13 protein-coding genes and 1 riboswitch are annotated in these 12,626 nt (G+C 36.6%); of the genes, 7 read left to right on the forward strand and 6 right to left on the reverse strand.

The window, feature by feature from the left end; translation table 11 throughout:
- Positions 1-309 precede the first annotated feature (309 nt).
- The 3 genes from ftsZ to LIS78_RS02620 all read left to right on the forward strand — a co-directional run bounded on the left by ftsZ (position 310) and on the right by LIS78_RS02620 (position 3,789).
- Positions 310-1,314 carry a cell division protein FtsZ gene (gene ftsZ / locus LIS78_RS02610; protein ID WP_014461739.1) on the forward strand — a complete coding sequence of 335 codons (1,005 nt, stop codon included), beginning with the start codon at positions 310-312 and terminating at the stop codon, positions 1,312-1,314.
- A gap of 2 nt (positions 1,315-1,316) precedes the next feature.
- Positions 1,317-1,506, forward strand: a riboswitch (cobalamin riboswitch).
- 144 nt (positions 1,507-1,650) lie between these two features.
- Complete coding sequence (gene nikA / locus LIS78_RS02615) at positions 1,651-3,192, forward strand: nickel ABC transporter substrate-binding protein (RefSeq protein ID WP_195781295.1); 1,542 nt, start codon at positions 1,651-1,653, stop codon at positions 3,190-3,192.
- A 69-nt stretch (positions 3,193-3,261) separates the two neighbouring features.
- Entirely contained in the window at positions 3,262-3,789 is a 528-nt protein-coding gene (locus LIS78_RS02620) for a GNAT family N-acetyltransferase (protein ID WP_195781294.1), read from the forward strand.
- 312 nt (positions 3,790-4,101) lie between these two features.
- Here LIS78_RS02620 and LIS78_RS02625 read toward each other — a convergent pair whose 3' ends face one another.
- Together LIS78_RS02625 and LIS78_RS02630 are read right to left on the reverse strand one after the other, a co-directional pair.
- Positions 4,102-5,403, reverse strand: a complete 1,302-nt coding sequence (locus LIS78_RS02625) for a CitMHS family transporter (protein ID WP_252284603.1) — start codon at positions 5,401-5,403, stop codon at positions 4,102-4,104.
- 134 nt (positions 5,404-5,537) lie between these two features.
- Complete coding sequence (locus LIS78_RS02630) at positions 5,538-5,981, reverse strand: YfmQ family protein (protein WP_013055243.1); 444 nt, start codon at positions 5,979-5,981, stop codon at positions 5,538-5,540.
- A 193-nt stretch (positions 5,982-6,174) separates the two neighbouring features.
- On the opposite strand from LIS78_RS02630, the gene LIS78_RS02635 reads away from it, so the two are divergent.
- A complete protein-coding gene (locus tag LIS78_RS02635; RefSeq protein WP_013055244.1) occupies positions 6,175-6,312 on the forward strand; it encodes a lmo0937 family membrane protein in 138 nt (45 codons plus the stop codon).
- 32 nt (positions 6,313-6,344) lie between these two features.
- Here LIS78_RS02635 and LIS78_RS02640 read toward each other — a convergent pair whose 3' ends face one another.
- The gene (locus LIS78_RS02640) at positions 6,345-7,115 is read right to left on the reverse strand and encodes a TatD family hydrolase (RefSeq protein WP_013055245.1); all 771 of its coding nucleotides are present in this window, start codon (positions 7,113-7,115) and stop codon (positions 6,345-6,347) included.
- Positions 7,116-7,177: 62 nt separating this feature from the next.
- Complete coding sequence (gene rarD / locus LIS78_RS02645; protein ID WP_252284604.1) at positions 7,178-8,098, reverse strand: EamA family transporter RarD; 921 nt, start codon at positions 8,096-8,098, stop codon at positions 7,178-7,180.
- A gap of 335 nt (positions 8,099-8,433) precedes the next feature.
- On the opposite strand from rarD, the gene LIS78_RS02650 reads away from it, so the two are divergent.
- Positions 8,434-8,829, forward strand: a complete 396-nt coding sequence (locus LIS78_RS02650) for an SET domain-containing protein (protein ID WP_013055247.1) — start codon at positions 8,434-8,436, stop codon at positions 8,827-8,829.
- A gap of 35 nt (positions 8,830-8,864) precedes the next feature.
- Here LIS78_RS02650 and LIS78_RS02655 read toward each other — a convergent pair whose 3' ends face one another.
- Entirely contained in the window at positions 8,865-10,007 is a 1,143-nt protein-coding gene (locus LIS78_RS02655) for an AI-2E family transporter (RefSeq protein ID WP_013055248.1), read from the reverse strand.
- 127 nt (positions 10,008-10,134) lie between these two features.
- On the opposite strand from LIS78_RS02655, the gene LIS78_RS02660 reads away from it, so the two are divergent.
- The gene (locus LIS78_RS02660; protein WP_013055249.1) at positions 10,135-10,398 is read left to right on the forward strand and encodes a hypothetical protein; all 264 of its coding nucleotides are present in this window, start codon (positions 10,135-10,137) and stop codon (positions 10,396-10,398) included.
- A gap of 248 nt (positions 10,399-10,646) precedes the next feature.
- On the opposite strand, the gene LIS78_RS02665 is transcribed toward LIS78_RS02660, so the two are convergent.
- On the reverse strand, positions 10,647-11,177 hold the full coding sequence (locus tag LIS78_RS02665; RefSeq protein WP_013055250.1) for a DL-endopeptidase inhibitor IseA: 531 nt from the start codon (positions 11,175-11,177) through the stop codon (positions 10,647-10,649).
- Between the two features lie 417 nt (positions 11,178-11,594).
- Between LIS78_RS02665 and LIS78_RS02670 the strand changes: the two genes are divergently transcribed.
- Positions 11,595-12,587, forward strand: a complete 993-nt coding sequence (locus LIS78_RS02670; RefSeq protein ID WP_252284605.1) for a zinc-binding dehydrogenase — start codon at positions 11,595-11,597, stop codon at positions 12,585-12,587.
- The last annotated feature ends 39 nt before the right edge of the window (positions 12,588-12,626 follow it).

The following is a 12,626-nucleotide window of genomic DNA, read 5'->3' on the forward strand; positions in this document are numbered from 1 at the left end:
TTGTCTATAAAAATATTATTCTCTTAGTCACATCTTACTCAAAATTAAATACAGACATCTGTCAAATGAATGATACAATAAGCTTATATGCCGTTTTGAGTGGAAAAACCATAAAAGAGTTCGGCGTACTAATTTTAGAACAACAATAAATTTACATAAAGATGTAAAGATTTAAAGGTTAAAAGAGAAATGTATAAAATCTGTAAAACAAAAGAACAGTTACGCGTTAAACATAGGAGTAAAAGGTTCTTCACGTGTTTTTTCGGATAATAAGAGAAAGTAATTTTGATCATTGAGGAGGAACTTAGAATGTTTGGATTTGATGCAGATGTATCGCCGCTAGTGCGAATTAAAGTAATTGGAGTCGGCGGTGGAGGAAATAACACCGTTAACCGTATGATTGAACACGGTGTACAAGGAGTAGAATTTATCGCCGTCAATACGGATGCTCAGGCGCTTAACTTATCTAAAGCAGATGTGAAAATGCAGATTGGTGCGGCATTAACGCGAGGATTAGGTGCAGGAGCTAATCCAGAAGTAGGAAGAGAAGCAGCCGAAGAAAGCAGAGAACAAATTCAAGAAGTACTGCAAGGCGCAGATATGGTATTCGTAACAGCTGGCATGGGCGGAGGAACCGGTACTGGAGCAGCTCCGGTTATTGCCCAAATTGCCCGTGAACTAAATGCTTTAACAATTGGAGTAGTTACTCGCCCGTTCAAGTTTGAAGGAAATAAACGTACCAAGCAAGCAGTAGGCGGTATTACTGCGATGAATGAATCGGTAGATACCCTTATTGTAATTCCAAACGACCGCTTGCTTGAAATTGTCGATAAAAAGACGCCTATGCTTGAAGCATTCCGTGAAGCAGATAATGTTCTTCGCCAAGGTATTCAAGGTATTTCGGATTTAATCGCTGTTCCAGGGCTGATTAACCTTGACTTTGCTGATGTAAAAACAATCATGTCTAATCAAGGATTTGCGCTTATGGGTATCGGACGAGCTTCCGGATCAGACCGGGCAATTGAAGCAGCGAAAAAAGCGATTTCTAGTCCGCTGCTAGATGCATCGATTGATGGAGCAAGAGGCGTGCTGTTGAACATTACGAGCGGCAGCAGCCTGAGTCTTTACGAAGTACAGGAAGCAGCAGATATTGTCACGTCCGCTTCTGATCAGGACTTAAATATGATTTTTGGGTCCGTGATCAATGAAGATTTAAAGGACGAAATGATGGTAACCGTTATTGCCACTGGATTTGATGATGAAGACATTTCACCATCAGCTTCTACTTCTAGAGTTTCAAGAGCACGCTACTAAATTAAATAACAAGCTTTTATGGTGGTAATTGTTTTTCAATTGCCTTAAAAGGGAATCCGGTGCAAATCCGGAGCGGTCCCGCCACTGTAACAAGGAGCCTTATGTCAAAAAGCCACTGTCTATTTAGAGACGGGAAGGCGGTATAAGGCAGTGACTTGAAGCCAGGAGACCTGCCATAAATCGCAGCACACAATAACCTACGAGGATAGGGAGGTGTTTTGGCAGAATCAAAAATACGATAAACAAGGGATACGTTTATCTAGATTTGTTGTGAAGACAAGCACTTCTTTTTAGAAGTGCTTTTTTTGTGTATTAAAATAGAAGGTGGAAAAATGAATGATAAATAATAAAAAACTCGTATCTATACTGCTTCTTGTTTTACTTGGTCTTACTGCTTGCGCGCCTCATGAAGAGAGTATGAGTATAAAAGAAAGAAAGAAAACGGATGAAAGCGTTACATTTTTATTTAATTTCACACCTGCAACCCTTGATCCCCATACCGATGATGATTACACGGCAGTTCGTGCAGGAGTGGGGGAGACGCTTATCAAAATCAGCGACGATTTAAAGATAAAGCCTTGGCTTGCTGAAAAGTGGAAAACAAAAGATAACGGCCTTACATGGACATTTACGATAAGAAAGAACATCACGTTTCAAAATGGCAAAGTGCTGGATGCAAATGCCGTGAAGTCTTCTCTTCAAAGAGCAATAGACCAAAGCTATGCGATGAGAAACGCTTTAAAAATCAAAGAAATGAAAGCGAACGGTCATATACTGACAATTACGTTAAAAGAGCCAATACCTAAATTCCCTTCTGAATTAGTGCATCCAAACACAGCCATTATAGACGTTAATGCTTCTCATATAGCTAAGAAGCCCATTGGCACGGGTCCATTTCACGTCTTGTCTTTTGATCAAGGAAATCAAGTGAAATTAGAAAGATATGAGGATTATTGGAATGGAAAAGTAAAATTGAAAAACGCGACCTTTGCATTTAACGAAGATGCTAATGCGCGAGTTGCTGCTCTTCAATCTGGAACAGCCGATATTATTTATCGCCCGCCTTTAGAAAGTTTGGGCACTTTACAAACAGATCCGTCTTTTAAGGTAAGTGGAGTACCTAGTGTGCGTACTCATTTATTACTTTATAATCAAACCAATGACGCATTAAAAGACGAAAATGTAAGAAAAGCTATCGATGCCTTATTGAACCGAAAAGAAATTGTCAGCAGCATAATGAACAATCAAGCGGCAGCGGCTCGAGGTCCATTTTTACCCCAATTTCCTTTTGCTGATAATACTGCTAATGAGCAAAGAGGTATCGCATCTGCTAAAAAATATTTAGAGAAAGCAGGCTATCAAATCAAAAATGGAAAAGCAATCAAAAATGGAAAGCCATTATCGCTCTCTTTGGTCACATACAGCTCGTTGCCAGAACTTCCTTTGATTGCTCAGCTTATACAGTCTAATGCGAAAGAGTTAGGAATTAATATTAAGATTCATCTCGTTGAGGACAGCGATGAATATTTAATGGCAAAAGACGATTGGGATTTAGCATTGTACAGCCTTATCACTGCACCTAGAGGAGATGCAAGCTATTATTTAAGTACGAACTATTTGCCGGGCGGTGGTTTAAATGCCAGCCGGATTAATGATGATAAGCTAACAAAAATGATTGAGCAGTTAAATTCAACCGTAGATGACGCAAAGCGAGATCAGTTAGCTAAGCAAGCAACCGCTTTGATTAATGGGAAAATGCTGACGTCATCGATTGTACATCCAAACATTGTTGTTGCTTATAATCAAAAAGTGAAAAACTGGACAACAAATCCAAGCGAGTATTATATGCTGACTCAGCATTTAGAGGTAACGCCATAGTCAATATTGCTGTTCCTATAGGGAAAAGAGAAAGTATACAATGATAGATAAAAGGATGTGACAGTAAACGTGCAAGAAGTACAAATGTATCAAATTAAAGAAATAAAAGAAAAGGATGCTGAAGTGATTCAGTTTGTCATGAATATGCGGAATGAGCTATTTCCTATGCTGGAAAAAAATCAGCTTCCTGTGGATTTGCTTCATTTTAATGAACATTATGCTCAAGCGAAAGGCGCTGCTTTTTTTTCAGCTGTCACGGAAAATCAACAAGTAATTGGAACAATTGGTTTATACGCTTACGATGGAAGGTTTCATGCATTAAAAAAGCGATATGAACATAAAACTGCAGCCGAGATTGTAAAATGCTATGTCGATCCAGCATACCGGCGTCTAGGCATTGGACAGCAGCTGTTCAAGGCAGTGGAACAATTCGCTCAAAATCATTTTTATGACACGTTGTATCTGCATACTCATCCTTTTTTACCGGGGGCTATCCCATTCTGGACTTCACAAGGTTTTATCGAAAGGCTAGCTGAACAGGATGAGCCATGGAATACGCTGCACATGGACAGAAAAATACAACCGGTCGTAATGTAACGATATTATACAGTAATTACCATGGAATCTAAATAAGAGCTCATGCTATAATGAACGTACTTACATTTATAGCCTGTAGGGCAAGTCCTTACAGAAAAGAACCACGTTTTGAATTGGCTGAAACGTGGTTTTTTTCTATGAAAAACAAATAACAAAATATTTTTAAAAATATATATGAAATCGCTTTCAAAATAATGAAATATATTATATAATTACTAGTGTTGTGTTGTACTTTGTTAGTGTTAAATCAATATCCTACATGTGTGAGCCGATTGCCTTATGGTAGTCGGCTTCCTTTTTTATGGTAGGAGTCTAAGGGGAAATAGCATTCGTTAAAATGGCTGTAATCGTCATGATAATAGTTGTCCCAAAGGCCCATTTAAAAAGAAACTTTTGATGCTCGCCGAAATCTATTTCAACCAGCCCAATCAGAATGAAAGTAGCAGGCACTAAAGGGGATAGAGGAAACCCAGTTGTGGAATGTCCCAATAAAGCTGCTCGTCCTATTTCTACAGGGTCTACACCAAAATTAGCTGCTGTATGGCTAATAACAGGCAAAATGCCAAAGTAATAAGCATCAGGTGAAAACACAAAGCTAAGAGGAAGGCTCGTTATTGCTACAACTAAGGGAAGGTGGGAGCCTAGCCATTCAGGAGTAAGGCTGACAATGGTATTAGCCATGGCATCCATCATTTTTGTTTCTGTAAAAACGCCTGTAAAAATTCCGGCTGCAAAAACCAATGTACTAACCATTACAAAGCTGTTTGCATGACTTAAGATTCTTTCCTGCTGTTCTTTTGGATGAGGAAAATTAACAAATAAAGAAATGGCAAAAGCAATAGCAAATAAAATAGGAATAGGAAGTATGTCTACGACCAAGAGAATCATTAAGCACAGTGTCAATAAGGCATTAAACCAAAAGAGTCTAGGTGGCTTCCCAGGGGTCTCATGAACTGAAAGCTGTTCAGCAAAAGCCATTGATGAACCTTTTAAATGAATGGTTCCTAAGCGCGCTTTCTCTCTTTTTCCGAGTAGATATGCTGAAAATAAAGTCCACATCAATCCCGCTGCCATAGCTGGAATCAGAGGGTTAAATAGATCTGATACTTCTAATTGTAAACTTGCTGCGGCTCTTACGAGAGGACCTCCCCAAGGAATCATATTCATAACACCTGCGCTTAAACTAATAACACAAGCCAGTATTAGTCGGTTCATTCCCAGTTTTGTGTACAAAGGAAGCAAGGCGGAAACTGTAATTAAAAATGTAGAAGAGCCGTCTCCATCTAGGCCAACAAGCATTGTAATAATGGCAGTTGCCATTACGACTTTTAAAGGATCGCCTTTCACAATGTTTAGGATACGAGAAATCATAGGATCAAATAAACCGACGTCAATCATTAGTCCAAAATATAAAATAGCAAAAACAATCATAATGGCCGTAGGAGCTACTTTTAAAATACCATTCATCATCATATCGCCCATATCAGCACTAAAACCTCCAATTACACCAAAGAGGATAGCGACAAAAATAAAAGCAACAACCACGGACAAGCGTCTACTAATGACGAGAAATAGAAAAGTCGCAATCATTCCAAACCCTAACAAAGAAAGCATTATCCATCACCCCTTAAAAGTTAGAAAATTCTATTAATTTATATTATAGCATTAGAATTAATGTTAAAGTTTGGAATTTTTAAATAAGATAGCTTCAACCTAAAACTAAAAAAGCCGCCTTATAGGCGACTGGTTTAAGCTAGGTCAGCTGTTATGGACTGCTTTTGAAGGTGATCAGACAGCAGGCTGTAAGCAATAATTTTCTTTTTATACTGTTTTACGACATCGACATGATCATCATAACTGTATACGCATAATCGAACATCTTTTTTTCCTTTTTTCGTATCGATAACCAGTGGAGTTTCACTGTCTTCTAGGTGTTTATAATAGTCCTTATTTCCTTCATGGACATAATATTGTTTTAAAAATGTTGCTTTATTAAAATAATCAATCACTTGCATTTTGTCTTTGCCTTCTAAATGTTTCCCATCAACTGTGACAGTAACGTTTTGATCATCAAGTGTTGGGTGTAATTGAAATTTAGTCATAAGCCATTTGACCACTGGAGTTGGAAGACACGTTACTAATATTTTGAGTGCACTTACAAGAATGATGGAAAGTAATACAATCCACGTCATAGTTAATCATCTCCGCTATAGTTTAAATGAAATAAGATTACATACTTATTTTACCACAGAGAACATGAGTACTTTTTGTACATTATGTGAACCTTCCTTAGTGAAAAGATGTATATGAAATGCGTTTATTTATGCACATTTAGGGAAATATAGAATTATAACAAATACTACATATAAAAAAGGAGAAAAAATTATGTTGTGGACGATTATTGGACTTTTATTTATTTTTTGGTTATTAGGATTAGTTTTTCATATTGGCGGCGGCATCATTCACATTCTTCTTGTCATTGCAGTGATTGTGCTAATCGTAAAACTTGTGAAACGAATTTAGATATAAAAGGCCTTTCCTTAGGGAAAGGCCTTTTATGTGGAGAGATTATAAAAACAAGACGTATTTTGATATAAAAAATCATATGCTTCCGTTCCAGAAACTCCTTTGAGACGTGCTATTTCCTCAACGGACTGATGTATCATTGATGGAACCGTTGTCTGGTTTTGAAAAGGTCCTTCAAATGGCCACGGACCATCTGTTTCGACCATCAAGTAGTCAAGAGGGTATTCCATGGCAAGCGCTTGGATTTTAGGCTTATATACAATATCAGGTGTAACTGAAATATAGTAACCGTTGTTTTTCATTCGTTCAACGGTTTTTTTAGCTCCTTTGAACCAGTGGAAGTGAGCTTTAGACACGGAATGTTTTTCTAGTAAGTCACACACAATTTCAGCGTCTTCATATACAGCGTGAAGAATTAACGGTTTTCCCCACTTTTTTGAATGAATAATAAAAGCTTCAAGCAGCTCCAAATAGGGCTCTAGAGAAAGAGTATAGGTCTGATTTAAGTAATAAGGTAGACCAACCTCACCAACAGCTATCATTTCTTCATTGTTTTGATCAATCCAGGCAAACAGCTCCGCTAATTCATTTGAAGAAGGCAGTATTTGTTCAGGATGAAATCCGTAGGCGGGTTTCACACAGGAATACAATTGGCTGATTTTTTGATTAAGTTGGCAAGACTGTAATGTGGAAGATACAGAAATAAGCGCTTGTAACGAAGGATCCTTCTCTATTATGTCCTTCCAGCTTTTCGGTTCATATTGATCGAGGTGAATATGAGCGTCAATGATTTGTTTCATGAGTATCGCTCCTTTCAGCCCAATTTGTTTAGAAATAATACGTAAGAAAATGTATGCTTCTGTTAGGCTTCCATCTTATTTTTTATGTGTTTTTTGTTCCCCCATTTAGTAATAGATGAAAACGTATAAACAATAAGAGCTAACCAAATAAAACTAAAAGCAATAACATGAGCTTTTGTTAGCGATTCATGGTATAGAATTACTCCTGCTAGCAGAGATAAGGTTGGTGAAATATATTGAAGAATACCATGCATTGATAATGATACTTTTTTAGCACTTTTTGTGAATAATAAGAGTGGTAGAGCTGTGACCATTCCACTTCCCATTAATAAAAGACTTGTTGAAAAAGAATCAAAAAACTGCAAGTGTGATTGAAACGTGAGGTAGCCTATGTATGCTAATGAAATAGGGGAGATGACCATCGTTTCAAGGGTTAATCCGATTGTCGAATCAGCTTTAATCTTTTTCTTTGCCAAACCATATAATCCGAAAGTAAGAGCTAAACTAAGCGAAATCCAAGGAACAACACCATAATGAAGACTGAGTGTTAATACGCCGATCCCTGCTAGTATAAATGCAAAAATTTGAGCTCCGCTTAATCTCTCTTTTAAGACAATAACACCTAATAAAACACTTGTTAGGGGATTAATATATTGTCCAAGGCTCGCTTCTACTATTTTTCCATCAATGACAGCCCACATAAAAATGCCCCAATTTGCACTAATAAGTACAGACGCAGTAAAAAGGGACCAGAATAAGGATGGTTTTTTCATTATTTCTTTTACAAACGTAATGTATGTACGCCATTTCTTTGTTATCAATAAAAGAATAAGCATAAAAATAAAAGACCAAAAAACGCGCTGAGCTAAAAGCTCCCCTGGTGCTACGTGGTGAACCAGCTTCCAATAAATTGGCGTAAGCCCCCACATAAGATAAGAAAGGACTGCATACGTTACACCATCTTTGTCATGATTTAAGTTCATTTAAAACCTTCTTTCTAACATGAGATAAATTTGGTAGTAAGAGTGATAGATTAACATAAAAAAACAGCATAAACGATTATATCACAGAGAAAAACGATTCTTCACATGTTGAATGGCTCAAAAAAGCGCTATGCGCAAGGTCATTGCTTTTCCATGTCTAAAATAAAATCAAATTGCATGTTTCTAACAAGGTAAGTGCTTACACAAGTGTGCATGATAAGCGCTCCTTCAGCTTATATTCAAGTGGTTATGAAAAACAGTTGATTTCCCCATTAGAAACTGTCAAGCTTAAGGAAGAAAAAAATCTTAGAGGAAAGAATATATAGGTGACGAATATGATCGAAATAAAAGTGTCTGCGATAAGCGACGGAGAATTTAATAGAGGTGTATTTGCTAAGCAAGATATTAAAAAAGGAACGCTTATTCACGAAGCTCCTGTTATCGCTTATCCTAATAAAGAGCATGATTTTATTGAGAAAACAACACTAGCGGATTATGCTTTTGAATATGGAGTGAATCATACGGCTATTCTTTTGGGATACGGTATGCTGTTTAATCACTCGTATACACCCAATGCTACGTATGAAATTAATTTTGACAATCATACCTTTGATTTTTATGCATATACGGATATCCAAGCAGGAGAAGAAATTCTCATCAACTATAATGGAGATGAAGATGATCAAGAGCTCCTTTGGTTTGATCGTGAAGATGAAGAAGAACAAAAGTAAAAAGTTAAGCCCATCGAAAATCGATGGGCTTTTTATTATGCTTTTTTATCTGGATACATAGTAGAATTCAAACGGATGAATTGATAAATATGCGTAATAATAACTTTTAAAACGGCATATCCAGGGACGGCTAAAATAATACCGATGATTCCGAATAAGTTTCCGGCGGTTAGAATGACAAAAATGACTGTAATCGGGTGAATGTCTAGGCTTCTTCCCATAATTTGCGGAGATATTACTTTACCTTCAAGCAATTGAACAACTGCCCAGACAATGGCTAGTTTTACAAGCATGAAAGGAGAGGTAATAAACGCAATAATAATTGCTGGTATGATGGCGATAATAGGACCAAGGTAAGGCACAACATTGGTTACCATGGCTATAATCGCTAAAAGTAATGCATAGTCTAATCCAATAATCAGATAGCCAATGAAAAGCAGTACACCTATACAAATTGCAACGAAAATTTGCCCGCGAATATATGCGCTTAGTGCATGATTCATATCGGCTAAAATAAACTTAGCCTCAGAACGAGAACGATTTGGAAGCAGCTTCACAATGTAATTAGGAAGATTTTTTCCATCTTTCAACAAGTAAAAAAGAATAAAGGGTAAAACGGCAACCGATAATATTATTTCTGTGATGGTTCCGACAAAATTAACGATACCGCTTGAAAATCCAGAAACATATTTACTCAAGTGTTTGGAAGCATCTTTTGAAAGCTTGTCTAGGTCCGTGTTGGCCGACTGAAGACCCTGCTCGACATATCGGTTATTTGAAAGATTCGTCACCGCATGCTGAACGTCATGCGTCAGCTCTGGGATATTATCAATAAGACGGTCAACTTGATTTTTTAGAGGCGGAATAACCGATGAAATAATAATGGCTAATGCGCCGATAATCACTATGTATAAAACAAGAATGGAAATAATTCGTTTTACACCTTTTCGTTCTAAAAAGTCAACAAGCGGATTAAATAAATAAAAGCAAATTCCTGCTAAGATAATCGGCAGTGCGATTGTTTTAATAAAAATAGAGATAGGAATTAAAATAAAACCGATTTTTGATAACGAAAAAATAGTCATGCTGAGAATAAAAATAATAATTGTATATACAACAAATTTATTATTTAAGATTTTTTCTCGGAAAAAAGTTCCTTTCTGAGGTCTAGGTTCCAAGCTGTTCAACTCCTTTAAAAAATAAATGTATAGTTATCATACCCTGATTTAGACTAATTTAAGAGGGTTTTTTACAAAGAAGTGTGCATACTAGTAGAAAATCTTCTAGAAAGAAGGGGTGAAATCATTGAAAGAACACAAACCGTATGATGATTTCTCTACAGTAGAAAAAAGCCACGAGTATATAACCGCTGAAGAATTTCCAGACGGTCCTTTCGGCTCTCCTGTTAATCAAAAACTTGGGAAATCTACTTCATGGGAAGAAGGGCAGCGAACGTATAGCGCATTTAATTATGAAAACAAAAATCTTCATGAAAAAGCGCAAAGATTATTTCCAGGCGCGCATCCTGTACATGATAACCCAGAGGAACATGAACAAAATCCAAGTTAATGTCTTTATTATGCTCTGAATATATTGCCCTATCTTTTTGCTGAATTATGTTGACAATAAGCAATTTAGCCTGTAATATAAAACGTAACTTATCACTGTTTCTACAGGATTCGACAAAATTTGATTTACTTAAACTTGTGATCTCAACTTCTATTTACAGCTATTAGAGCGCTGTAAGTAGAAGTTTTATTTATGTTATCGATAAAAAAGAAAAAAGCAGGTCTGCTCAAGCAGGCCTGCTTTTTTTATTATTGAACAGCGTCAAATTTATTTACTTTCCACTGAGAATTAGATTTATAGAATGTGACAGTGCGTTTTACGCTGCCGCCATCTACAGTTGGAACTGTGAATTCATAAGAGCGAACTGTTGCTGTTTGATACACAAGCTTTGTTTTTGCTTTTGACCACTCTAACATGCTGAATCCGTCGCCGATTGGATGTGCAAGTTTGCCGTTATATGTGATATAGCCGTAATTTGTTAATCCTTTTTCTACTGCACTATTTGTAAATGTCTCAGATAAGTAGCTTGATAGCTCAGCTTTTGTATCAAATTCAGGGCAAAGATACACGTACTCAGTTCCTTTATATTCAAATGTACGTTCTGTACATGGTTTGTTTTTATAACCGTGCAGAGCACTCCAGAAATGATTGCTGGCACTAGCTGCAATTTTGACAGCATTTGCATCCGTTAGTGTTGTAGATGTTGTTTGTGCTGTAACTCCAGTGCTTAGTGTAAAGAAAATAGCGATTGATGATAAAACTAGTCCAATTTTTTTCATTTCTAACTCACTCCTAATTAATTAACCTTATTTATGTAACAATTATGTGTTTTATATTTCTTTTGTTACATTTATATTACAATAAATCTGTAACAAAAGAAAGTGTTTTGTCTTTTTTTTCTTAAATTTTTTTAGTTTTTTACTAGTTTCTAAAATAGATATAGTAAGGGAATTACCAGTTAAATGTTGATTTATCAACGTTTTCAGGCGTTTCTTTCTACTTTTTAATCTTTTTGTTACAAAAATATTGTTTGTAACAAAACTGTAATAAAAGAAGCTTAATACCTTTACGATACAGAAAAATAAAGATAAAACGGTGAAAAAGTGAATGTGAAAACTGTTTTTTTTCCTTTTTTAGGCATATTTCTTTTACCATTTTCAGCTTTTTAGTAGGGTAGATTAAGAGGAGGCGAAATGATGAAAGGCATTATACATAGTGAAAAAAGTGGAATAGCAGGCATGAATTACAGAGATCTTCAGGAGATGCAACCTCAAAGAGGAGAAATAAAAATAAGGTTAAAAACAGCAGGTTTAAACCGGAGAGACTTGTTCGTTATGAAAAATCGAGGTAAAGGAGATAAGCCGTTTATTCCCGGTTCAGACGGTGCAGGTATTATAGAAGAAGTGGGAGAAGGCGTAAAAGGTTTAAAAACTGGAATAGAAGTGATCATTAATCCAAGTCTGGAGTGGGATCGTGTAGAGGACATTCCGTTTACACCTAAAATTTTAGGTGGTCCATCGAATGGAACATTTGCAGAGTATGTAATCATAAAAGCGGATAATGTTGTGCAAAAGCCATCTTATCTATCTTGGAAACAGGCGGGGGTTCTTTCATTATCCGCTTTAACTGCCTATAGAGCTCTATTTACAAAAGGGCAGTTAAAAAAAGGAGAGCACCTCCTTATTCCCGGTATAGGAAGCGGAGTCGCGACCTATGGATTGTTATTCGCAAAAGCTATCGGAGCTAACGTAACAGTCACTTCTAGAAGTGATGAAAAAAGAAAGCAAGCTCTAAAGCATGGAGCGGATTATGCGTTAGATAGCGGAAACAGTCTAAAAGAAGAAATCAACAATAGAAAAGTAGATATCATACTTGATAGTGTGGGGGCAGCTTTATTTCCTACTTATTTTGAAATATTAAAGCCAAATGGAAGAATTGTTAATTTTGGGGCGAGTTCTGGAAATGAAGTTGAATTGCCTCTAAGAACTATTTTTTATCCTCAATTCAATATACTTGGCACGTCTATGGGAAGTCAGGAAGAATTTGTGGACATGATGGATTTTATAGAGAAACATCAAATTAAACCAATCGTCGATCGATTCTATCCGTTGTCAGAGGCAGTTGCAGCTTGCGAACGATTAGATAAAGGAAAACAATTTGGCAATATAGGTTTACTTATTTCAGAATAAAAAGGTCCCCAGCGCTAACTGGGGACCTTTTTATATAAT

The organism is Priestia megaterium, assembly GCF_023824195.1.
Classification (GTDB): Bacteria; Bacillota; Bacilli; order Bacillales; family Bacillaceae_H; genus Priestia; species Priestia megaterium_D.

What these genes read in the sequence shown, in the direction of transcription:
- ftsZ (WP_014461739.1), top strand. Translation starts at nt 310, where the DNA reads ATGTTTGGATTTGATGCAGATGTATCGCCGCTAGTGCGAATTAAAGTA.
- nikA (WP_195781295.1), top strand. Translation starts at nt 1,651, where the DNA reads ATGATAAATAATAAAAAACTCGTATCTATACTGCTTCTTGTTTTACTT.
- LIS78_RS02625 (WP_252284603.1), bottom strand. Translation starts at nt 5,403, where the DNA reads ATGCTTTCTTTGTTAGGGTTTGGAATGATTGCGACTTTTCTATTTCTC.
- LIS78_RS02630 (WP_013055243.1), bottom strand. Translation starts at nt 5,981, where the DNA reads ATGACGTGGATTGTATTACTTTCCATCATTCTTGTAAGTGCACTCAAA.
- LIS78_RS02635 (WP_013055244.1), top strand. Translation starts at nt 6,175, where the DNA reads ATGTTGTGGACGATTATTGGACTTTTATTTATTTTTTGGTTATTAGGA.
- LIS78_RS02640 (WP_013055245.1), bottom strand. Translation starts at nt 7,115, where the DNA reads ATGAAACAAATCATTGACGCTCATATTCACCTCGATCAATATGAACCG.
- rarD (WP_252284604.1), bottom strand. Translation starts at nt 8,098, where the DNA reads ATGAACTTAAATCATGACAAAGATGGTGTAACGTATGCAGTCCTTTCT.
- LIS78_RS02650 (WP_013055247.1), top strand. Translation starts at nt 8,434, where the DNA reads ATGATCGAAATAAAAGTGTCTGCGATAAGCGACGGAGAATTTAATAGA.
- LIS78_RS02665 (WP_013055250.1), bottom strand. Translation starts at nt 11,177, where the DNA reads ATGAAAAAAATTGGACTAGTTTTATCATCAATCGCTATTTTCTTTACA.
- LIS78_RS02670 (WP_252284605.1), top strand. Translation starts at nt 11,595, where the DNA reads ATGAAAGGCATTATACATAGTGAAAAAAGTGGAATAGCAGGCATGAAT.